This window comes from Streptomyces sp. NPDC053426, from assembly GCF_055585405.1.
Genome location: NZ_JBVJKE010000001.1, coordinates 308,881 through 330,377, shown reverse-complemented (window position 1 = coordinate 330,377; position 21,497 = coordinate 308,881). Strand labels below are relative to the sequence as shown.

At 72.3% G+C, this 21,497-nt stretch carries 21 protein-coding genes; 8 read left to right on the top strand and 13 right to left on the bottom strand.

From position 1 onward, the window contains the following. Window positions 1–84: 84 nt before the first annotated feature. The 3 genes from ACZ62B_RS01295 to ACZ62B_RS01285 all read right to left on the bottom strand — a co-directional run bounded on the left by ACZ62B_RS01295 (window position 85) and on the right by ACZ62B_RS01285 (window position 2,457). Window positions 85–1,074, bottom strand: coding sequence for an endonuclease/exonuclease/phosphatase family protein (locus ACZ62B_RS01295; RefSeq protein ID WP_382054124.1), 990 nt, complete (start codon window positions 1,072–1,074; stop codon window positions 85–87). A gap of 113 nt (window positions 1,075–1,187) precedes the next feature. After that, window positions 1,188–1,562, bottom strand: coding sequence for a hypothetical protein (locus tag ACZ62B_RS01290; protein WP_468727410.1), 375 nt, complete (start codon window positions 1,560–1,562; stop codon window positions 1,188–1,190). 172 nt (window positions 1,563–1,734) lie between these two features. Further along, window positions 1,735–2,457, bottom strand: a complete 723-nt coding sequence (locus tag ACZ62B_RS01285; protein ID WP_469689088.1) for an SMI1/KNR4 family protein — start codon at window positions 2,455–2,457, stop codon at window positions 1,735–1,737. A 135-nt stretch (window positions 2,458–2,592) separates the two neighbouring features. Here ACZ62B_RS01285 and ACZ62B_RS01280 point away from each other — a divergent pair, with 135 nt between their 5' ends. After that, complete coding sequence (locus ACZ62B_RS01280; RefSeq protein WP_469689087.1) at window positions 2,593–3,573, top strand: aldo/keto reductase; 981 nt, start codon at window positions 2,593–2,595, stop codon at window positions 3,571–3,573. Window positions 3,574–3,588: 15 nt separating this feature from the next. Here ACZ62B_RS01280 and ACZ62B_RS01275 read toward each other — a convergent pair whose 3' ends face one another. Genes ACZ62B_RS01275 through ACZ62B_RS01255 form a run of 5 tightly spaced genes read right to left on the bottom strand, consistent with a single transcriptional unit; the run spans window position 3,589 to window position 8,688 of the window. Next, on the bottom strand, window positions 3,589–4,374 hold the full coding sequence (locus ACZ62B_RS01275; protein WP_344560037.1) for a GntR family transcriptional regulator: 786 nt from the start codon (window positions 4,372–4,374) through the stop codon (window positions 3,589–3,591). A gap of 32 nt (window positions 4,375–4,406) precedes the next feature. Further along, window positions 4,407–6,278: a 3D-(3,5/4)-trihydroxycyclohexane-1,2-dione acylhydrolase (decyclizing) gene (iolD, locus tag ACZ62B_RS01270; RefSeq protein WP_344560036.1), complete on the bottom strand. Its 1,872-nt coding sequence runs from the start codon at window positions 6,276–6,278 to the stop codon at window positions 4,407–4,409. After that, window positions 6,275–7,168, bottom strand: coding sequence for a 5-deoxy-glucuronate isomerase (iolB, locus tag ACZ62B_RS01265; RefSeq protein ID WP_468727419.1), 894 nt, complete (start codon window positions 7,166–7,168; stop codon window positions 6,275–6,277). The genes iolD and iolB overlap by 4 nt, the downstream gene beginning before the upstream one ends. 28 nt (window positions 7,169–7,196) lie before the next feature. Continuing rightward, the gene (locus ACZ62B_RS01260; protein WP_469689086.1) at window positions 7,197–8,072 is read right to left on the bottom strand and encodes a Cgl0159 family (beta/alpha)8-fold protein; all 876 of its coding nucleotides are present in this window, start codon (window positions 8,070–8,072) and stop codon (window positions 7,197–7,199) included. A 13-nt stretch (window positions 8,073–8,085) separates the two neighbouring features. Then, a complete protein-coding gene (locus tag ACZ62B_RS01255) occupies window positions 8,086–8,688 on the bottom strand; it encodes a PfkB family carbohydrate kinase (protein WP_344560033.1) in 603 nt (200 codons plus the stop codon). A gap of 317 nt (window positions 8,689–9,005) precedes the next feature. Here ACZ62B_RS01255 and ACZ62B_RS01250 point away from each other — a divergent pair, with 317 nt between their 5' ends. Genes ACZ62B_RS01250 through ACZ62B_RS01230 form a run of 5 tightly spaced genes read left to right on the top strand, consistent with a single transcriptional unit; the run spans window position 9,006 to window position 13,967 of the window. Continuing rightward, the gene (locus ACZ62B_RS01250; RefSeq protein WP_344560032.1) at window positions 9,006–10,022 is read left to right on the top strand and encodes a sugar ABC transporter substrate-binding protein; all 1,017 of its coding nucleotides are present in this window, start codon (window positions 9,006–9,008) and stop codon (window positions 10,020–10,022) included. After that, the gene (locus ACZ62B_RS01245) at window positions 10,022–11,098 is read left to right on the top strand and encodes an ABC transporter permease (RefSeq protein WP_468882553.1); all 1,077 of its coding nucleotides are present in this window, start codon (window positions 10,022–10,024) and stop codon (window positions 11,096–11,098) included. Before ACZ62B_RS01250 ends, ACZ62B_RS01245 begins: the two co-directional genes overlap by 1 nt. Before the next feature lie 5 nt (window positions 11,099–11,103). Further along, entirely contained in the window at window positions 11,104–12,015 is a 912-nt protein-coding gene (locus tag ACZ62B_RS01240; RefSeq protein ID WP_344560030.1) for an ATP-binding cassette domain-containing protein, read from the top strand. A gap of 1 nt (window position 12,016) precedes the next feature. Further along, window positions 12,017–12,919, top strand: coding sequence for a sugar phosphate isomerase/epimerase family protein (locus tag ACZ62B_RS01235; protein ID WP_344560029.1), 903 nt, complete (start codon window positions 12,017–12,019; stop codon window positions 12,917–12,919). Window positions 12,920–12,947: 28 nt separating this feature from the next. Next, complete coding sequence (locus ACZ62B_RS01230; protein WP_382054115.1) at window positions 12,948–13,967, top strand: Gfo/Idh/MocA family protein; 1,020 nt, start codon at window positions 12,948–12,950, stop codon at window positions 13,965–13,967. A gap of 136 nt (window positions 13,968–14,103) precedes the next feature. Here ACZ62B_RS01230 and ACZ62B_RS01225 read toward each other — a convergent pair whose 3' ends face one another. The 4 genes from ACZ62B_RS01225 to ACZ62B_RS01210 are packed head-to-tail and all read right to left on the bottom strand — an operon-like array spanning window position 14,104 to window position 18,147. After that, window positions 14,104–15,123, bottom strand: coding sequence for a Gfo/Idh/MocA family protein (locus ACZ62B_RS01225; RefSeq protein WP_469689085.1), 1,020 nt, complete (start codon window positions 15,121–15,123; stop codon window positions 14,104–14,106). Next, window positions 15,120–16,124, bottom strand: coding sequence for a Gfo/Idh/MocA family protein (locus ACZ62B_RS01220; RefSeq protein WP_344560026.1), 1,005 nt, complete (start codon window positions 16,122–16,124; stop codon window positions 15,120–15,122). The genes ACZ62B_RS01225 and ACZ62B_RS01220 overlap by 4 nt, the downstream gene beginning before the upstream one ends. Window positions 16,125–16,176: 52 nt before the next feature. Beyond that, the gene (locus ACZ62B_RS01215; protein WP_468727431.1) at window positions 16,177–16,953 is read right to left on the bottom strand and encodes an SDR family oxidoreductase; all 777 of its coding nucleotides are present in this window, start codon (window positions 16,951–16,953) and stop codon (window positions 16,177–16,179) included. An 18-nt stretch (window positions 16,954–16,971) separates the two neighbouring features. Continuing rightward, entirely contained in the window at window positions 16,972–18,147 is a 1,176-nt protein-coding gene (locus tag ACZ62B_RS01210; protein ID WP_344560024.1) for a phytanoyl-CoA dioxygenase family protein, read from the bottom strand. Window positions 18,148–18,254: 107 nt separating this feature from the next. Here ACZ62B_RS01210 and ACZ62B_RS01205 point away from each other — a divergent pair, with 107 nt between their 5' ends. Then, window positions 18,255–19,289 (top strand): LacI family DNA-binding transcriptional regulator, encoded by a 1,035-nt coding sequence (locus tag ACZ62B_RS01205; RefSeq protein ID WP_469689084.1) that lies wholly within the window; start codon window positions 18,255–18,257, stop codon window positions 19,287–19,289. 204 nt (window positions 19,290–19,493) lie between these two features. Here the strand turns inward: ACZ62B_RS01205 and ACZ62B_RS01200 are convergent, their stop codons facing one another. Continuing rightward, window positions 19,494–20,654 carry a Gfo/Idh/MocA family protein gene (locus ACZ62B_RS01200; protein ID WP_469689083.1) on the bottom strand — a complete coding sequence of 387 codons (1,161 nt, stop codon included), beginning with the start codon at window positions 20,652–20,654 and terminating at the stop codon, window positions 19,494–19,496. Window positions 20,655–20,842: 188 nt separating this feature from the next. Between ACZ62B_RS01200 and ACZ62B_RS01195 the strand changes: the two genes are divergently transcribed. After that, entirely contained in the window at window positions 20,843–21,493 is a 651-nt protein-coding gene (locus tag ACZ62B_RS01195; protein WP_344560021.1) for a GntR family transcriptional regulator, read from the top strand. Window positions 21,494–21,497: the final 4 nt, after the last annotated feature.

Here is a 21,497-nt window from a genome sequence, read left to right as displayed (position 1 = left end):
TCTCCGCGGGCCCGGACGGCCGGTGACGGGGCGCCGGTACGGACCTGCTGGGCCCGGCACCACCCGATCGAGTCCGGTACGCGTTCACCGCAGTGCGATCCGAGCCGCGACCGGCAGGTGGTCGCTGCCGGTGGCGGACAGGGTGCGGATGTGGGGGACGGTCGCCGAGCGGGCCATCACCTGGTCGATCCGGGCCACCGGGAGGGCGGCGGGGAAGCTGAAGGCGAAGCCCCGTTGCGCCACGTTCATCCGTGAGGTGAGCGGGGCCAGCCCGCGGTCGTCGACCGTGCCGTTGAGGTCGCCCAGCAGGATCACCGTTTCCAGCGGCTCGGCGGCGACGGCCCTGCCCAGCAGGCCGGCGCTCTCGTCGCGCCGGGAGGACGCGAGGCCGCCCGCCCCCACACGGACCGAGGGCAGGTGCGCGACGTACGCCGCGATCTCGCCGTGCGGCGTGCGCACCACGGTCCGCAGCCCGCGACTCCAGGGCTCGGTGATGTCCTGCGGTCTGATGTCCAGGAGCCGGGCGTCGGTGAGCGGATGCTTCGACCACAGCCCGACGGTGCCCCGGACAGCGTGGTACGGGTAGTCCGGGGCGAGCGTCTTCTCGTAGACCGCGAGCGCCGGGGGCACCAGCTCCTGCAGCGCGATGAGATCGGGTCCGGCGCCGGCCAGGGCGCGGGCCGTGCCGGCCGGGTCGGTGTTCTCGTCGCTGACGTTGTGCTGCACCACGACCAGGTCGTACGGTCCCGGCTTCGCGCCGGGCAGGAGCAGCCCGCCGAAGTGGCACGTCCAGGCCGCCGTCGGCAGGAGCAGCGTTATCAGGGCGGCGGCCGAACGGCGCAGCAGGGCCCAGCCGAACAGCACGACGACCACCAGCCCCAGCCAGGGCAGGAACACTTCCAGCAGACTGCCCAGGCGGCCCGGTGAGTTGGGGACCGCCCGGTGGCACGCCAGCAGCCCGGCGGTCAGTACCGCGAACGTGGCGAGCGCCCGTCCCCGCGTCCGGACCCACCGGCGCCCGGCATCCCCCTCTCCGCCCGCACCAGGAGTCCACCGCCCTGCCCGTCGGGGCACTGCCGCGCTTCCCGTCGGCGTCACACCGTTGTTCTCTCGCTCCACCTGGTTTCCCGTCCGCTCGGCTCATTGTCCAGGACGAATCACCGGATGGATCAGTTTCCGCTTCCCCGTCAGCGCGTGCCGCGGCCCGGCCGGCAGGCCGTGCGGTCGTGCGGTCGTGCACGAGGTGCCGCCGCCGGACCAGGCGGCGCCGGTCGGATGACGTCGAGTCCGACCTCCTCGTGGACCCGGTCCCACCAGGTGTCCATCGCGAACGCCGGCGGGTCGAGCGCGTCGGGGAACGCGATCAGCGACGAGTTCACGAACCGGGGTCCCGGCAGCGACGGGTCCGGCAGGAGCACCCGGCCGTCGTCGTCGAGGGCGTACTCGGACACGTGGTGGCCGGGATCCGGCTGGGCGTCGTGCCCGCCCGGCCTCCAGCACCGGTCACCCGACAGGCCGGAGACGGCGGTGAAGGGAGCGCCGCCCGCGCTCGGGTGGAACATGGCGGCCTCCCGCGGCAGCCCGAACCTCCGGGCGGTCCCGAGAGCCTCGCGCACGGCCTGCGGCCGACTGCCGGAGTCCGAGAGCGCGTCGGCGTCCAGTTACAGAACGCCGTCCTCCTCCCACGAGGACGCCGTCAGCCACCGAGGTGTGTACTCCACCGGAATCCTCCTCTCAGGAGCCCCGTTCCCAGCGGACCGGTATGCTCCGGCGGATGCCCTCGGTCGCTTCATCGGTGCAGCCGCGGACGTACAGCCAACTGAGGTCCTCCACGCCGTCGCGCCGCAGCAGGCAGCCCGGTCCGGCGTACCACCGCACCGGCGAGTCGTCGGGGCCCACCCACATCGGGTGGTCGGGGAGGTCCACCCGCGTGAACGCGGTCTCCAGGGCCGGCAGGGAGCTCAAGGGCGGCTCGCAGGCGTCGTGCATTCCGCGCCCCGGTGCGGCGTCGGCGAACAGGGTTTCGCTCAGCACCAGTTCGACCCAGGCGGTGGACATCCTGTCCAGGAACGGGATCCACCCGTCGGGTGTTTGCACGACGACGGGCGGGTCGTCCTGCTCCGCCTCGTCCAGCGGGATGCCCCAGAAGGCGCAGTCCTGGTTCTCCCGGCGGAACACCAGTACCCCGTCCTCGACGAACAGGCCCGCCGGCCGGACCAGCGGGTCCTGGTTCCTCGTCAGGTCGTCGCGGGAGCCGAGCAGGAGGAAACCCGCCCGGAGACAGGACGGCAGGACGAAGCCCAGTTCCTGTTCGGCCTCGTCCAGCTCCTCCGCACGTGAACCGTGCCCTTCGGCGAGGGGGACACCGACCCACTCCGCGGCGAAGGAACGAACGAACCGCCAGGCGTGCTCGGGGCCCTGGACGCCGCCCCTCAACGCATCCGCCACGTCGAACATGACACGAACCCATCCTTCACGAAACGGCCGGCCTTCCGCGTGATCCCGTGGGCGCGCTTGACTTGAAGCGCGCTTCAACAGGAAGACTCCCGTTCCGTGCCCCGACGACGGGGCGCGAAACGGGAGGGATCAGGCATGAAGTACCGCACCATCGGCACCGGTCCGCACAGCCGCCGCGTGAGTGTGCTCGCGCTCGGGGCGATGCTGTTCGGGTCGGTGACCGACGAGAAGACCTCCTTCGCCCTGCTCGACCGCTATGTCGAGGCCGGCGGGAACTTCATCGACACGTCCGACAACTACGCCTTCTGGACCGACGGCGGCCAGGGCGGACAGAGCGAGGAACTGCTCGGCCGCTGGCGCCGCAGCCGGGGGGCCGGCGACGAGATCGTCTTCGCGACCAAGCTCGGCGCCCGCCCCCTCGCCCCCGGCACGAGCTACACCGACAACCCCGAGGGCCTGTCCGCGAAGGTGATCCGGGAGTCGTCCGAACGCAGCCGCGAACGGCTCGGCGTGGAGCGGCTGGACCTGCTGTACGCGCACATCGACGACCACACCGTCCCCCAGCGCGAGACGGTCGAGGGCTTCGGGGCGCTGGTCGCCGAGGGCGTGGTGGGGCTGCTCGGCGTGAGCAACCAGGCCGTGTGGCGGGTGGAGCGGGCCCGCGCCCTCGCGGCGGCGGCCGGTCTGCCCGGCTACGAGGTCCTGCAGTACCAGCACAGCTATCTGCGCCCCCGCTTCGATGTCCCCGACGACCTCTTCCCCGACGGCAGCCTCGGCCACGCGGGCGCGGAGCTGGCCGGCTATCTGCGCGCCGAGCCCGCCCTGACCCTGGTCGCCTACTCGCCGCTGCTCAAGGGCGCCTACGCCCGCCCCGAACGCCTGCCCGCCGACTACGACCACCCGGGCACCCCGGCCCGCCTCACCGTGCTGCACGAGGTCGCCCGGGAGACCGGGGCGACGCCGGGCCAGGTCGTGCTGGCCTGGCAGATCGGCCACGAGCTGCCGGTCCTCCCGCTGGCCGGAGTGTCGTCACCGGCCCAACTGGAGGAGAACCTGGCGGCGGTGGACCTGGAACTGTCGGCGGAGCAGCGGGCCCGGCTGGACGCGGCGCACTGACCCGCCGCCCCCGCCTCACGGTCTGACCAGCAACTGGAAGTCGAACGAGTACCGGGACGCACGGTAGACGTGGGTCCCGTACTCCACCGGCCGCCCGGTGTCGTCGTAGGCCGTGCGCTGCATGGTGAGCAGGGCGGCACCCTCCTTCTCGTCCAGATCGGCGGCCTCCGCCGCCGTGGCCGCGCGGGCGCCGACGGTCTGGCGGGCGCTGTGCAGGGTGACGCCGGCCGAACGCATCATCCGGTACAGACCGGTCGCCTCCAGGCGTGCGCTGTCGAGGCCGAGCAGGCCCGACGGGAGGTAGTTGCACAGCAGGGCGACCGGCTGGCCGTGGGTGCGGCGCAGGCGTTCCAGCAGGACCACCTCGGCGCCCTCGGCCAGCCCCAGGGCGACCGCCGCGTCCGCGGGCGCCGGCACCGTCTCGTTGCGGATCACCCGCGTGGTCGGGCCCTGCCCGGCCGTCTCCAGGTCGTCGTAGAGACTGCTCAGCTCCAGGGGGCGCCTGACCTGACTGTGCACCACCTGCGTGCCCACCCCGCGCCGCCGGACCAGGAGCCCCTTGTCGACGAGGGACTGGATGGCCTGGCGGACGGTGGGCCGGGACAGGCCGAGCCGCACGGACAGGTCGACCTCGTTGCCCAGCAGGTTGCCGGGGGCGAGGACGCCCTGCTCGATCGCCGCCTCCAGCTGCTGCGCGAGCTGGTGGTACAGCGGCACCGGACTGCCCCGGTCCAGGGCGAAGTCCAGGGTGCTCAGCGCGGGTCCGGTCGCGGCACGTGCGGGGTCGCCGGTCTTCGCCATGGACGTACCTTCCTGTAGCAGCGCGGGCGGGTTCACAGGTGCCGGCGGCGGCCGGCGGCCTCGGAGTCGTACCGTGCGCGGGCCCGGACGGCGGCCTCGCGGGCGGACACCTCGGCCACCGGCACGTCCCACCAGGCCTCGGCCGGGGGAGCGGTGGGAGCGGGGTCGGTCTCGACGTACACGCACGTCGGACGGGAGGAGGCACGCGCCTCGGCCAGCGCGTTCCGCAGCTCCCGCACGGTCTTGGCGCGCAGTACGTCCATGCCGAGGCTGGCCGCGTTCGCCGCGAGGTCCACGGGCAGCGGGGCGCCGGTGAAGGTGCCGTCGGCGGCCCGGTGACGGTAGGCGGTGCCGAAACGCTCGGCGCCCACCGACTCCGACAGGCCGCCGATGGAGGCGTACCCGTGGTTCTGGACCAGGACCAGCTTGACCGGGAGGTTCTCCTGGACGGCGGTGACGATCTCCGTCGGGTTCATCAGATAGGTGCCGTCGCCGACCAGCGCCCACACCGGGGTGCCGGGAGCGGCCTGCTGGACGCCCAGCGCGGCCGGGATCTCGTATCCCATGCAGGAGTAGCCGTACTCCAGGTGGTACTGGCGGGGGCTGCGCGAGCGCCACAGCTTGTGCAGGTCGCCGGGGAGCGAACCGGCCGCGTTGATCACCACGTCCTCGTCGCCGACGACCGCGTCGAGCGCGCCGAGCACCTGCGTCTGCGTCGGTACCGCCGTGTCGTCGTCCGCGCGGTAGGCGGTCTCGACGACCCGCTCCCAGCGCTCCTTGCCGGCCCGGTACTCCGCCTCGTACGACGGCTCCACGCGGTGGCCGGTCAGCGCCCCGGCGAGCTGCTCCAGACCGGTGCGCGCGTCGCCGACCAGGGTGCGCGCCGCCAGCTTGTGGGCGTCGAACCCGGTGATGTTGAGGTTGAGGAAGCGGACGTCCGGGTTCTGGAAGAGGGTGCCGGAGGCGGTGGTGAAGTCGGAGTAGCGGGTGCCGACGCCGATCACCAGGTCGGCGGTGCGGGCGAGTGCGTCGCTCACCGCCGTGCCGGTGTGGCCGATGCCGCCGAGGTCGGCGGGGTGGTCGTGGCGCAGGGAGCCCTTGCCGGCCTGGGTGGAGGCGACCGGGATGCCGGTGGCGTCCACCAGCGCCTTCAGCGCCTCCTCGGCCTCGCTGTGGTGGATCCCGCCGCCCGCGACGATCAGCGGCCGCCGCGCGGCCCGTACGGCCGCCACGGCCGCCGCGAGCTCCGCCGGGTCCGGGGCGGGACGTCGTACGGACCACACGCGCTCGGCGAAGAACTCCTCCGGCCAGTCGTACGCCTCCGCCTGCACGTCCTGGGGGAGGGCCAGCGTCACCGCGCCGGTCTCGGCCGGGTCGGCGAGCACCCGCGCGGCGCCCAGCGCGGAGGGGATCAGGGCCTCGGGGCGGGTGACGCGGTCGAAGTAGCGCGACACCGGGCGGAGCGTGTCGTTGACCGACACATCGGCCTCGACGGGGTGTTCCAGCTGCTGGAGCAGCGGGTCGGCGACGCGGGAGGCGAAGTAGTCGCCGGGGAGCAGCAGCACCGGCAGCCTGTTGACGGTGGCGAGCGCGGCGCCGGTGACCAGGTTGGTGGCGCCGGGGCCGATGGACGTCGTCACCGCCTGCGCCGAGAGCCGGTTGAGCTGTCGGGCGTGGCCGACGGCGGCGTGCACCATCGCCTGCTCGTTGCGGCCCTGGTGGTACGGCATGACGTCGGCGCACTCGACGAGCGCCTGCCCGATGCCCGCCACGTTGCCGTGGCCGAAGATGCCCCAGGTGCCCGCGATCAGCCGGCGGCGCACGCCGTCGCGTTCGGTGTACTGGGCGGACAGGAACCGCACCAGTGCCTGGGCGGTCGTCAGTCGGCGGGTGGCGGCGCTCATACGGACCTCTCCGGTGCGGTGTAGAGGGGGAGTCGGGGGTCGACCGCCTGGTCCGGCCAGGTGTCGCGGATCCAGGCGTGGTCGGGGTGGTCGCAGATCAGCCAGGCGCGTTCCGGCTCGGGACCCGCCATGACGTTGAGGTAGTACATGTGGTGGCCGGGCACGGCCATGGACGGGCCGTGCCAGCCGTCCGGGATGAGGACGACGTCACCGTCGCGCACCTCCGCCAGCACGTCCGTCTCGCGGCCCGGACCGGAGGGGGAGACCCGCTGGTAGCCGAGGCCGGGGGTGCCGTCGTGGGCGGCGAACTCGAAGTAGTAGATCTCCTCCAGCACGGACTCCTCGCCGGGCCGGTGCTCGTCGTGCTTGTGCGGGGGGAAGGACGACCAGTTGCCGCCCGGGGTGAGCACCTCGACCGCGATGAGCTTGTCGCACTCGAACGTGCCCGCCGCGCCGAAGTTGTTGACCTGCCGTGAGCAGTTCCCGGTGCCGCGCAGCTCGACGGGCACGCCGGAGGCCGGTCCGTGGCGGGCGGGCAGGCGGCGGGTGCAGCGGGCGCCGGTGAGCGCGAACCGTCCGCCGCCCGCCGAGGCGACCGTCGCGCGGGCGTCGCGCGGGACGTAGGCGAAGTCGGTGACGCCGTCGAACACGCTGGTGCGGCCGGTGAGTTCGAAGGTGTCGTGGCCGAAGTCGTCGTCGGCGGTGACCGTGCAGCCGCCGCTCAGCGGCAGCACGATCCACTCGCTGTCGCCGGTGTCGAAGGTGTGCGCGCCGCCGGGCGGCAGATCGAGGACGCGCAGGCCGGCGTGGCCCCAGCCGGCGTTCTCCGGGCTCACGTCGACGGCGTAGGGGCCGGCGAGGGCCTTGCCCGCGGGAAGGTGATGTGTCATGGCGTGCCTCCGGGTCGCAACAGGCTTCTCACAACAGGCCGACGGCCGTGTCGACCGCCGTCTCCACACTGCCCTCGGCCGGGTAGAGCAGCGAGCGGCCGACGACCATCCCCATCACGGTGGGCAGCCGCAGCGCCTTGCCCCACCGCTCGTACGCCGCCTCCTGGTCGCCGACCTCGCCGCCGAGCAGGACGACCGGCAGCGTGGAGGCCCCCAGCACCTCCGGCATGGCGTCGACGTCGTCGGTGACGGGGAGTTTCAGCCAGGTGTAGGCGGAGGTGCCGCCCAGACCGGAGGCGATGGCGATGGAGCGGGTGACGGCCTCGGCGGACAGGTCGTTGCGGACCCGGCCGTCCACCCGGCGCGAGATGAACGGCTCCACGAACACCGGCAGCCGGTGTCCGGCCATGGCGTCCATCGCGCGGGCGGCGGACTCCAGGGTGGTCAGCGAGCCCGGATCGTCGTAGTCGATACGGACCAGCAGCTTGCCCGCGTCGAAGTTCAGCCGGGCGATGTCCTCCGCGCGGTGGCCGGTGAAGCGGTCGTCCATCTCGAAGGCCGCCCCGGCCAGGCCGCCCCGGTTCATCGAGCCCATGACGACCTTGTTCTCCAGCACTCCGAGGAGCAGCAGGTCCTCCAGGATGTCGGCGGTGGCCAGCACCCCGTCGACGCCCGGCCGGGACAGCGCGATGCAGAGACGTTCCAGCAGGTCGGCGCGGTGGGCCATGGCCAGCCGGCGGTCGCCGATGCCGAGCGCGCCCCGCGCGGGGTGGTCGGCGGCCACGATCATCAGCCGGCCGCTGTCGCCGATCAGCGGGCGCCGTGCCCGGCGGGCGGCGGCCTCGGCGACGGCCTCCGGGTTGCGGGCCCGGACCGTGGTGAGGTCGGGGATGCTGAGGTTCAAGGAAGGGCTCCGTTCAGGACTGGCTCGGCAGGCCCGCCGCATCCGGCGACGCGGCCCGCGCGAGGAGGTCCGCGACCTCCGGCCCGGTCGGCGTGGCGGACGGACGGGCGAGGCGCGAGGCGACGAGGGCACCGGCGGCGTGGGCGTGGCGCATGGTCCGCTCCGGGTCCCGGCCGGCGAGCGGACCGTGGCAGAGCGAGCCGCCGAAGGCGTCGCCCGCGCCGAGGCCGGTGACCACCCCGACCGGCACCGGGGGCACCTCGGCCCGGGTGCCGTCGCGGTGCACGGCGAACACGCCCCTGGAGCCCTGCTCGACCACGGCCGGCTCCACCCCGGCTTCCGGCAGCGCCTCGCGGCAGTACGGGCGGGCGTCCGCGCCGGACTCCTTCAGCGCCTCGTGCGGAAACGTGCCGAAAGGGTCGTCACCGGTGCGGGCGATCACCGCCGTGGAACGGCCTTTTCGCGCGGCCGCCACCGCGGCATTCGCGGCCGATCCGCCCGGGAATTTCCCGAACGTCTCCACCCGCGCCAACGGAACGCCGGTCTCCAGTGGATAAAGATCGACCCCGATGCGACCCATGGTGATCAAGTCGAAATACTGTGGTGAGCCGGCCATTGAGCGACGCTCCTCGAACTGCTGGGGATGCGGGTCCCGGGGCGCCCTGCCACGGTGGGGGCGTGGATTCCAGGGACCTGCCGCCTCACAGGTGTAGGTCTCGGAGGGCATCGATGTCAATAGTTTGTACTTACATTCGGACTAGTACGTGAAATGATGTCTTAACAAAGTATTGACAGCGGGCGTTTCTGGGGATTGGATCGCGTCCCAGCACAACGGCCGTGTTCCACGGCACACCCCCGGACTCCCGAGGCTCCGGGCACCGGATCCTCGGACTCCCGCCCTTTCCCCGCGTAGCACAGTGAGGTGCAGGACAGATGGACCGCTCTTCTCACACCCGCCCCCGCAGAATCGCGTTCGTCGCGGTCGCGGCGGCAGCCGCCCTGACCCTCGCCGGCTGCTCCAGCGGTTCCGGAGGCAAGGAGTCCGAGGAGGGCGGAGCCGACGCCTCCGCGGGCAAGGCGTCGACGCCCCGCATGAAGGTCGCCCTGATCACCCACCAGGCGCCCGGTGACACCTTCTGGGACATCGTCCGCAAGGGCGCCGAGGCCGCCGCCGCCAAGGACAACGTCGACCTCGTCTACAGCAACGACCCGAACGCCGGCACCCAGGCCACCCTGGTGCAGAACGCGATCGACCAGAAGGTCGACGGCATCGCGGTCACCCTCGCCAAGCCGGACGCCCTCAAGGCCGTCATAGCCAAGGCGAACGCGGCCGGCATCCCCGTCGTGGGCCTCAACTCCGGGCTGAGCGACTGGAAGGAACTCGGCCTGCTCGAGTTCTTCGGCCAGGACGAGTCGGTGGCGGGCGAGGCGTTCGGCAAGAAGCTGAACGAGGTCGGCGCGAAGAACGCCGTCTGCGTCATCCACGAGCAGGGCAACGTCGGCCTGACCCAGCGGTGCGACGGGGTGAAGAAGACCTTCGAGGGCGAGACCCAGATCCTCAACGTCAACGGCACCGACATGCCGTCGGTGAAGTCGACGATCACCGCGAAGCTGAAGCAGGACTCCTCCATCGACTACGTCGTCACCCTCGGCGCGCCCTTCGCGCCGACCGCGGTGCAGTCGGTGGGCGACGCGGGCAGCGAGGCGAAGGTCGCCACCTTCGACCTCAACAAGGAGCTGACCAAGGCGATCGAGGCCGGCGACATCGAGTTCGCCGTGGACCAGCAGCCCTACCTGCAGGGCTACCTCGCCATCGACGGCCTGTGGCTCTACGAGAACAACGGCAACTACAGCGGCGGCGGTGAGCAGCCGGTGCTGACCGGCCCGGCGTTCGTCGACAAGTCCAACGTCGACGCGGTCTCCGAGTACGCCGCGAAGGGCACTCGGTGATGAGCATGGCCCAACAGGCTGAGCCGGCGGTGAGTCCACCGCCGGCCCCCGGCCCGAAACAGAGCGACGGCCGCACCGTGCGGCGCCCGCTCGCGCTGCGGCTCCTCGCCCGTCCCGAGGTCGGCGTGTTCCTCGGCGCCGTGGCCGTCATGGTGTTCTTCCTGTTCGCCGCTCCGCCGGTGCGGGACGGCGGCTCCATGGCGAACATCCTGTACCAGTCGTCGGTCATCGGGATCATGGCGCTGCCCGTGGCCCTGCTGATGATCGGCGGCGAGTTCGACCTCTCGGCCGGTGTCGCCGTCGTGACCTCGGCACTGACCGCGAGCATGCTCAGCTACCAGCTCACCCTGAACGTGTGGATGGGCGTGATCGTCGCCCTGGCGGTCTCCCTGGGCATCGGCGCGTTCAACGGCTGGATGCTGGTCAGGACCGGACTGCCCAGCTTCCTGGTCACCCTCGGCACCTTCCTGATCCTGCAGGGCGTGAACCTGGCGGTGACCAAGCTGGTCACCGGGAACGTCGCCACCGACGACATCAGCGACATGGACGGCTTCGACCAGGCCAAGGCCCTCTTCGCCTCCAGCTTCGACGTCGCGGGCGTCCAGGTGAAGATCACCGTGGTGTGGTGGCTCGTCTTCGCCGCCCTCGCCACCTGGGTGCTGCTGCGCACCAAGTACGGCAACTGGGTCTTCGCCGTCGGGGGCAACAAGGAAAGCGCCCGCGCGGTCGGCGTCCCCGTCACCTTCACCAAGATCTCCCTGTTCATGCTGGTCGGCTTCGGCGCCTGGTTCGTCGGCATGCACAACCTGTTCTCCTTCAACACCGTGCAGTCCGGCGAGGGCGTGGGCCAGGAGCTCATCTACATCGCCGCGGCCGTCATCGGCGGCTGCCTGCTGACCGGCGGCGCCGGCAGCGCGATCGGCCCGGTCTTCGGCGCCTTCATGTTCGGCATGGTGCAGCAGGGCATCGTCTACGCCGGCTGGAACCCCGACTGGTTCAAGGCCTTCCTCGGCGTGATGCTGCTCGGCGCCGTCCTCATCAATCTGTGGGTCCAGCGCCAGGCGACCCGGAGGTGACCGCAATGACCGACAAGACCCCCGGCACCCACGGCTCCGTCCGCGAGGACACCGCACCCGACGGCGACCGCCCCCTGGTCGAACTCCGCGCCGCCGGCAAGTCCTACGGCAACATCCGCGCCCTGCACGGCGTCGACCTCACCGTCCACCCCTCCGAGGTGACCTGCGTCCTCGGCGACAACGGCGCCGGCAAGTCCACCCTCATCAAGATCATCTCAGGGCTGCACCAGCACACCGAGGGCGAATTCCTCGTCGACGGCGAGCCGGTGCGTTTCTCCACCCCGCGCGAGGCCCTCGACAAGGGCATCGCCACCGTCTACCAGGACCTCGCGGTCGTCCCGCTGATGCCGGTGTGGCGCAACTTCTTCCTCGGCTCCGAGATGACCAAGGGCCCCTGGCCCGTCCGCCGCCTCGACATCGACCGGATGAAGAGGACGGCCGACGAGGAACTGCGCAACATGGGCATCGTCCTGGACGACCTGGAGCAGCCCATCGGCACCCTCTCCGGCGGCCAGCGCCAGTGCGTCGCCATCGCCCGCGCCGTCTACTTCGGCGCCCGCGTCCTCATCCTCGACGAGCCGACCGCCGCCCTCGGCGTCAAGCAGTCCGGCGTGGTCCTGAAGTACATCGCGATGGCCCGCGACCGGGGCCTCGGCGTCATCTTCATCACCCACAACCCGCACCACGCCTACATGGTCGGCGACCACTTCAGCGTGCTGCGCCTGGGCACCATGGAACTGTCCGCCCCCCGCAGCGAGGTCGGCCTCGAGGAGCTGACCAACCACATGGCCGGCGGCGCCGAACTGGCCGCCCTCAAGCACGAGCTGGCACAGGTCGGCGGCGTCGACACCGAGGAACTCCCCGAGGAGGGCGACCTCCAGACTCCCGCAGCCGCAACTCCGGAAGGAAAGTCCTGACATGGCAGTCGCGCTCGACCGCATCCGGGTCGGCTCCGCCCCCGACTCCTGGGGCGTCTGGTTCCCCGACGACCCGCGGCAGGTGCCCTGGCAGCGCTTCCTCGACGAGGTCGCCGAGGCCGGCTACTCCTGGATCGAACTCGGCCCCTACGGCTACCTCCCCACCGACCCGGCCCGCCTCGGCGACGAGGTGAAGAAGCGCGGCCTCAAGGTCTCCGCCGGCACCATCTTCTGCGGACTGCACCGCGGCCCCTCCGAATGGGACACCACCTGGGAGCAGGTCAGCAGGGTCGCCGCGCTCACCCGGGACATGGGCGCGAAGCACCTCGTCGTCATCCCGTCCTTCTGGCGCGACGACAAGACCGCCGAGATCCTCGAAGCCCCGGAGCTCACCACCGAGCAGTGGGGCCACCTCACCAAGGGCATGGAACGCCTCGGCCGCGAGGTGCGGGACACGTACGGCCTGGACATCGTCGTCCACCCGCACGCCGACACCCACATCGACACCGAGGAGCACGTCGAGCGCTTCCTCGACTCCACCGACTCCGGCCTGGTCAACCTCTGCCTGGACACCGGCCACTACGCCTACTGCGGCGGCGACAGCGTCAAGCTGATCGAGACCTACGGCGAACGCATCGGCTACCTCCACCTCAAGCAGGTCGACCCGGAGATCCTCGCCGACGTCGTCAAGAACGAGGTCCCGTTCGGGCCGGCCGTGCAGCGCGGGGTGATGTGCGAACCGCCCGCCGGCGTCCCCGAGCTGGGCCCGGTCCTCACGGCCGCGCAGAGACTGGGCGTGGACCTGTTCGCCATCGTCGAGCAGGACATGTACCCCTGCGAGCCGGACAAGCCGCTGCCCATCGCCGTACGGACCCGCAAGTTCCTCCGCTCCTGCGGCGCCTGACGAGCCCGACGAAAGGGAGGCGGGAGACATGAACCGGCGCGAGCCACTGCGCGTCGCCGTCATCGGCACCGGCCGCATGGGCGCGGACCACGTACGCCGTATCGACCGGGTCGTCAGCGGCGCGCGGGTCACCGCCGTCGTGGACATCGACGCCGAACGGGCCAAGGCCGTCGCCGCGGGCGTCGACGGCTGCACCGCCCACACCGACCCGGCCGCCGCGATGGCGGCGGCCGACGTCGACGCCGTACTCGTCGCCTCCTCCGGGCCGGCCCACGAGGCCGCCCTGCTCACCGCGTTCGAGCACGACCTGCCCGTCCTGTGCGAGAAGCCGCTCACCCCCGACGCGGCCTCCGCCCTGCGCGTCATGGAGGCCGAACAGGCCCTCGGCCACCGCAGGGTCCAGGTCGGCTTCATGCGCCGCTACGACACCGAGTACGTGCGCCTGAAATCCCTGCTGGAGACCGGGCGACTGGGCCGCCCGCTGATGCTGCACAACCGCCACCGCAACGTGTCCAGCCCGCCCTTCTTCACCAGTGCGATGCTCATCAGCGACTCCGTGGCCCACGAGGTGGACGCCACCCGCTGGCTCCTCGGCCACGAGATCACCGCTGTCACGGTCCTGCGCCCCACCCCGTCGGCCGGTGCCCCCGAGGGACTGACCGACCCGCAGTTCGTCGTCCTGGAGACCGACGGCGGCGCGCTCAGCGACGTCGAGATCTTCGTCAACTGCGGCTTCGGCTACCAGGTGCAGGCCGAGGTGGTCTGCGAACGCGGCACCGCCCGCATCGGCGACGGCCACGCCCTGGTCACCCACACGGCAGGCCGCTGGGGCGGCACCATCACCCAGGACTGGACCGAACGCTTCGCCCAGGCCTACGACGACGAGATCCAGACCTGGGTCGACACCACCCGCCGCGGCGAGATCACCGGCCCCAGCACATGGGACGGCTACGCCGCGGCGGCGGTGTGCGAGGCGGGGGTGCGGGCGCTGGAGGCGGGCGGCCGGGTGGAGGTCGACCTGGTGGAGAAACCCGCGCTGTACCGGTGATCGCCCGGCTGTGGGCAGTCGTTCCGCAGGGCGATGGGGGTCCCCCCGCTCGAGCGAAGCCGAGAGCGGGGGAGGGTGGGCACAGCCGACAACGCGGGTCACCGCCCGACAAGGGCCCACTGCGCACGCGTAGTTGTCAGACCGTGCTACGAGGTCGCGGGGCAAGCCCCGCCGCCTCGTAGCACGCGTCGATCAGCCGCATCGTCGCCACCGCGTCGTCCGCGTCCAGCGGGAGCGGCGTGCCGGTGCGCACCCGGGCCGCGAACGCCTCCAGTTGGTACGTGTACGACGACCGCGTGCCGAGGCGTTCCGTGCGTTCGCCGTCCGGAGTGCGGACGACGACACGGTCGTCCCGCTGCGGGAGCACGAAGTTCGGGGCCGTCGCCTCGCCCCGGCTGCCGACGACCCGCATGCTCATCTCCAGCCGGTCGTACGCCATGTGGCAGCGGGCGCTGCCCGTCGCGCCGGACGGGAACCCCAGGTCGGCGTCCAGCCACTCGTCCACGCCCGGAGCGCCCTCCCGCTCACCCGCCCGCGCGGAGACCGGGCGCGGCGCGCCACCCGCCCAGGGGGCGAGCGTGCGCAGCGCGTGCACGCTGTAACAGCCCAGGTCCATCAGGGCACCGCCGGCCAGAGGCAGCGACCAGCGGGGGTCGGTGGCCTCCGGGGCGGGGATCGCCACCATGGCCTCCACATGGCGGAGTTCGCCGAGTTCGCCGGAGGCCAGGAGTTCGTGCAGCCGCCGGGTGACCGGGTGGAAGAGGTAGTGGAAGGCCTCCATGAAGACGGTGCCGGACTTCGCCGCCGCCTCCCGCACCTCCTCCGCCTCCGCCGCGTTGCTCGCCGACGGCTTCTCGCTCAGGACGTGCTTGCCGGCCGCCAGCGCCGCCAGGTTCCACGGACCGTGCAGGCCGTTGGCGAGCGGGTTGTAGACGACGTCGACCTCGGGATCGGCCAGCAGCTCGGCGTAGGAGCCGAGGGTGCGCTCCACGCCGTGGGCCGCGGCGAACGCCTCGGCGCGGGCGCGGTCGCGGGCGGCCACCGCGACCAGGCGGTGGCCACTCGCCCGGGCCGGGGCGACGAGGGAGCGCTCGGTGATCCGCGCGGCTCCCAGGATTCCGATGCGCAGGGGTTCCTGACGGCCCGGCTCGCTCATGTCCGCCGTACCTCCTCGATGGTGACGGGACGGTGCTCGTGCAGCGACAGTGTGCACGCCTCGGCGATCCAGCCCGCCTCCAGGGCGTCCGCGACCGTGCACGGCGAGGGGCGGGTACCGGCCACGACCTCGGTGAACGCGGCCAGTTCGGCACGGTAGGCGGCCGTGAACCGGTCCATGAAGAAGTCGTGCGGGGTGCCCGCAGGGAAGGTCACGCCCGGCTCCACCGACCGCAGCGGCAGCTTGTCCTCCAGCCCCACCGCCACGGAGTCCGCGAAGCCGTGGAGCTCCATACGGACGTCGTGACCGCGGGCGTTGTGACGGCTGTTGGAGACCACCGCGAGGGTGCCGTCGTCCAGCGTGAGGACCGCGCCGGTCGTGTCGGCGTCGCCCGCCTCCCTGATGTAGTCGGCGCCCCGGTTGCCGCCGGCCGCGTACACCTCGGTCACCTCGCGGCCGGTCACCCAGCGGATGATGTCGAAGTCGTGCACCGAGCAGTCCCGGAAGATGCCCCCGGACGCGGCGATGTACGCGGCCGGCGGCGGCGCCGGGTCCAGCGTGGTCGAGCGCACGGTGTGCAGCTTGCCCAGTTCACCGGAGCGTACGGCGGCCCGCGCGGCGACGAAGCCGGCGTCGAAGCGGCGGTTGAAGCCGATCTGGACCGGCACGTCACGGCCCTCGACCGCCTTCAGCACCTCCACCCCCTCGGCCATGGTGCGGGCCACCGGCTTCTCGCAGAAGACGGGCACGCCCGCCTCCACACAGGCGAGGATCAGCGCCGGGTGGGCGTCGGTCGCGGCGGCGACGACCACGCCGTCCACCCCGGCCGCGAGCAGGGCCTCGGGGGAGTCCGCGACCTCGGCGCCGAACCGTTCGGCGGCGGCCTTCGCGGCGTCCGCGAACGGGTCGGAGACGACGAGGGACTCGACGGCGCCGAGCCCGGAGAGGGTCTCGGCGTGGAAGGCGCCGATGCGGCCGAGGCCGAGGATTCCGATGCGCATGGGGGCGGTGCTCCTTGCTTGCGGGGGCGTACGAGCGGGGTGTGCGGGGAGGTCAGTCGAGGCCGCCGAGGACGTTCTGGTCCCAGTCGATCACGGAGCCGGTGACCACCCCGGAACGGTCGGAGAGCAGCAGGACCACGAAGTCGGCGATCTCGTCCGGCCGGCCGAGCCTGCCCATCGGCAGCCGCGCGGCGGCCTGTTCGCGCCAGTCGTCCCCGGCGCCGTGGAAGGCGCGCTGGGTGGCGTCCTCGCCCTCGGTGGCGGTCCAGCCGATGTTCAGGCCGTTGATCCGGATCCGGTCCCAGCGGTGGGCGTGCGCCGCGTTCCGGGTGAGGCCGATCAGACCGGCCTTCGCGGCGACGTACGGCGCCAGGAACGGCTGCCCGCCGTGCGCGGAGGAGGTGATGACGTTGACGATCGTGCCGGGTGCCGCGCGCCGCACCATGTCCGCGACGGCGGCCTGCATGGCGAAGAAGGGCGCCTTGAGGTTGATCGCGATGTGCTGGTCGAACAGTTCGGGCGTGGTGTCGAGCAGCGTCCCGCGCGAGGTGAGTCCCGCGGAGTTGACCAGGCAGTCGACCCGCCCGTACGCCTCCACCACCCGTGCGACACATGCCTTGGCCTGCTCGGCGTCCGCCAGGTCGGCCCGTACGAACATCGCCTTGCCGCCCGCGGCGGCCAGCTCGGCCACCAGCGCCTCACCCGGCTCCGGGCGCCGCCCGCTCACGGCCACGACCGCCCCCGCGCGGACCGCGGCCCGCGCGACGGCCGCGCCGACGCCCTGGCTGCCGCCGTTGACGAGGACGATCCTGTCGTCGAGAAGTCCCATGCCTGTGTCCGGGTCCTTTCAGCTCTCGCGCCGCTTGGCGCCGGCCCGCAGTTCGCCCCGCAGGGTCCGCGCGGTCCAGCCCTCGCGCAGGGCCCGGCGTACGACGTCGGCCTGCGAGGGCGGGGCCAGGCCCTCGACCGGCGGGTCGCGGTCGAGGTTGGTGGGGAAGGGGTACCCCTCGGCGCTCGCCGCGATCACGTTCTCCAGCCACCGCTCGCCGGCGCCCTCGGCCTTGCGCTTGAGGAGCACCGGGTAGACGGCGTCCACCACCGCCTCGCGGTCCACCGTCTCCATCGCCCGGCCGAACGCCGAGGACACCTGGAGGAGGTTGGCCATGCGCCGGATGTCCGCCGAGTGGTTGGCGCCGGCGGCGTGGAACAGCGCCGGGTCGAAGAACACCGCGTCGCCCTTGGCGAGCGGCAGTTGCACGTGGTGCTCCTCGAAGTACGCCCGGAACTCCGGGAGCCGCCAGGCGAGATAGCCCGGCTCGTACTTCTGCGAGTGCGGCAGGTACAGCGTGGGCCCGGACTCGACGGGCATGTCGCAGTGCGCCACCGCGCCCTGGAGGGTGAGCACGGGGGAGAGGCGGTGCACGTGCGCCGGGTAGGCGGAGGCGGCCTCGTTCGAGAGGAACCCGAGATGGTAGTCGCGGTGCACGGTCTGCGCCGCGCCACCCGGGTTGACCACGTTGACCTGGGAGGTGACCTGGTAGCCGGGGCCGAGCCAGGCCGAGGAGACCAGCGCGATCACGTCGTTGGCGTAGTACTCGGCGAACGCCTCGGGGTCGTACAGGGCCGCCTTCTCCAGGGCGTTCCACACCCGGTCGTTGGCGCCCGGCCGGGCGAAGTGGTCGCCGGCGCCGGTGCCCGAGGCGCGCTGCTCGGCGATCAGGGCGTCGAACACGGCGGTGGTCCGGTCCACGACCGCCGGATCGGCGAAGGCGCCGCGGACCACCACGACGCCGGGGCCGTCCGCGAACGCGCGCACCAGCTCGGCCTGTACGGCACGGCGGTCGGCGAGGGCGAGCCGGTCGGCGTCGTACAGCGGCACGTTCCGCTCGACACCACTGGCGTGCGGGTAGGCGGCGGCCTCGGTCGGCTGCTCGACCAGTGCGCGGAAGGCGTCCAGGTCGCAGTCCCGCTCGGACAGCCAGGCGGCCGGCGCGGGCGTCCGCTGGTGGGTGGAGGCTGACATGAGGTCGTCCCTTCGGGTCACGGAGCGACGCGGCTGATGTCATTCTTGTCAGTACAAACCCTTCGAACAACCAGCGGCAAGCCATCAAAAACCCCTCAGGAGCGGATGTGGGCCACCCCTTCCCGATCCGGGAAATCGCACGTCAGGCCGGGTTGAGCGAGGCCACGGTGGACCGGGTCCTCAACGGCCGGGGCGGAGTACGGGAGAGCACCGCGCGGGAGGTGCACCGGGCGATCGCCGACCTGGACCGGCAGCGCACCCAGGTCCGGCTGGTCGGCCGGACGTTCATGGTGGACATCGTGATGCAGTCGCCGGAGCGGTTCTCCACCGCCGTACGGGCCGCCCTGGAGGCCGAACTGCCCTCCCTGCACCCGGCGGTGGTCCGCTCCCGCTTCCACTTCCGGGAGACGGGCCCGGCGGGGGAGCTGGTCGCGGTCCTCGACCGGATCGGCCGACGCGGCTCGCAGGGCGTGTTCCTCAAGGCCCCCGACGTCCCCGAGGTCACCGCGGCCGTCGGCCGGCTCGCGGCGGCCGGGGTTCCGGTGGTGACCCTGGTGACGGATCTGCCCGCGAGCGCCCGGATCGGGCACGTCGGAAGCGACAACCGCGCGGCGGGCGCGACCGCCGCCTACCTCATGGGGCAGTGGCTGGGCGACCGGCCCGGCAATGTGCTCACCAGCCTCTCCAGCGGCTCCTTCCGCAACGAGGAGGAGCGTGAGATGGGTTTCCGCAGCGTCATGCGCGCCCGGTTCCCCGGGCGGGCCCTCGTCGAGATCGCGGAGGGGCAGGGGCTGGACGCCACGCAGTACGACCTGGTCCGGGCCGCTCTGGAACGGGATCCGGGGATCCGCGCGGTCTACTCGATCGGTGGTGGGAACATCGCGACCCTGCGGGCCTTCGAGGACGCCGGGCGGGAGTGCGCGGTGTTCGTCGCGCACGATCTCGACCACGACAACACCCGGCTGCTGCGGGAGCACCGGCTGTCCGCCGTGCTCCACCACGATCTGCGGCACGATCTGCGGGAGGCCTGCCACCTGGTGATGCGCGCCCACGGCGCCCTGCCGCCGGCCGGGCCCACCCTCCCCTCCGCCGTCCAGGTGGTGACCCCCTACAACATGCCGCCCCCGACGACGGCGGGGTGACGGCCGGACGGCCACTGATTCCTCGCCCCCGACGCTCGGGCGGGTGGGTGGTTGCTCGCGCAGTTCCCCGCGCCCCTTCAGGGGCGCGGGGAACTGCGCGAAGGGGGTCCGGGGGCGGAGCCCCCAGGGACGATGGGGGTACCTCCCGCTCGAGCGAAGCCGAGAGTGGGGGAGGGAAGGGGCGGCGGGGGCGAGGAAAAAACGTCAGGGCGCCTCCGGCGTCACCCAGGCGCCGCTCTCCGCCGACCGCGCCATCGCGTCCAGCACCGCCGCACTGCGCACGGCGTCCGCGAGCCCCGCCCCGTACGGAACCCCCTCCGCGACGGAGCGCAGAAACCGGTACGCCTCGATCACCTTCAGGTCGTCGTACCCCATGGCGTTCGCCGCCCCCGGCTGGAACGCCCCGAACTCCCCGTGCCCCGGCCCGACATAAACCGTGCTGACGGGCTGGTCCTGGTAGCCGGTGCCCCGGCTGACGCCGAGTTCGTTCATCCGGCGGAAGTCCCAGAACACCGCCCCCTCGGTGCCGTGCACCTCGAAGCCGTAGTTGTTCTGCTCGCCGACCGACACCCGGCACGCCTCCAGCACCCCACGCGCACCGGAGGCGAACCGCAGCAGACAGCTGACGTAGTCCTCGTTCTCCACCGGGCCGAGTTCGCCGCCGGCCGCGCGGGAGTGACCGGCCGTGGCGCCGACGGGCCGGGCCCGCTCGGGCAGGAAGACCGCCGTGTCCGCGGTCAGCGAGGTGATGTCACCGAGCAGGAAGCGCGCCAGATCGGCACCGTGCGAGGCCAGGTCGCCGAGCACCCCGCTGCCCCCGCGCTCCCGCTCGTAGCGCCAGGTCAGCGCACCCTCCGGGTGAGCCGCGTAGTCACTGAAGAGGCGGATGCGGACATGGGTGACCGTGCCGATCTCACCGGAGGCGATCAGCTCGCGGGCCGCCTCCACGGCGGGCGCGTTGCGATAGTTGAAGCCGACCGTCCCCTGGACCCCGGCCTTGGCGACCGCGTCCGCGACCGCGCGGGCGTCGTCCGCGCCCAGGCCCACCGGCTTCTCGATCCAGATGTGCTTGCCGGCCTCGGCCATCGCGACACCGATCTCGCGGTGCAGGAAGTTCGGCGCGGTGATGCTGACGGCCCGCACCCGGGGGTCGGCGGCCACCTCCCGCCAGTCGCGGGTCGTCGAGGCGAACCCGAACTGCGCGGCGGCCTCCTCGGCCCGGCCCGGCACCTCCTCGGCGACCGTGACCAGCTCCGGGCGGAGGGCGAGCTGCGGATAGTGGTGCCGTACGCGCGCGTACGCCTGGGTGTGCACCCGCCCCATCCAGCCGAATCCGACGACGGCGACACCCAGTGCGTCCACCATGAAAGCCTCTCTCCGGCCCGGTCCGTGTCCTGTCCGCTCACCTTCTGCGGGGATCCGGCGTCATGTCAACCTTTTGACAGGACAATCAATGCGCCGGGAGCGGCACCCGCAATACGGCGAACAAAATTGTTGACAATCTTGTTTGGCTAGATTTACGTTCGACAGGCACTCACTCAGGGAGGGCGACCATGCCGAACCAAGCCCGTCCGGGCACCGGGGAGCAGGCCAAACAGCTTGCGCTCGGGCAGTTGCGGGAGGCGATCCTGCACGGCGAGATGGCGCCGGCGCAGCGGCTGGTGGAGAACGAACTCGCCGAGCAGTTCGGCGTGACCCGGGCCAGCATCCGGGCCGCGCTGATCGAGCTGGAGTCCCAGGGGCTGGTGGAGCGGATCCGCAACCGTGGTTCACGGGTGCGGGTGGTGACCGTGGAGGAAGCGGTCGCCATCACCGAGTGCCGCCTGGTCCTCGAAGGTCTCTGCGCGGCGAAGGCGGCGGCCGCCGTCACCGACGCGCAGGTCACCGAGCTCAAGGACCTGGGCACGTCGATGCGCAAGGCCGTGGCCGACGGCGAACCGCTCACCTACTCGGAGCTCAACCACGAACTCCACGCCAGGATCCGGGAGTTCTCCGGCCAGTCGACGGCCGTGGAACTCCTGGAGCGGCTCAACGCCCAACTGGTGCGGCACCGCTTCCAGTTGGCGCTGCGGCCGGGGCGTCCGCAGCAATCCCTGAACGAGCATCTGGCCATGATCGAGACGATCGCGGCCAGGGACCCGCAGGCGGCCGAGGCGGCCGTCCGCGCCCACCTCACCAGCGTGATCGAGGCGCTGCGCGACTGACACA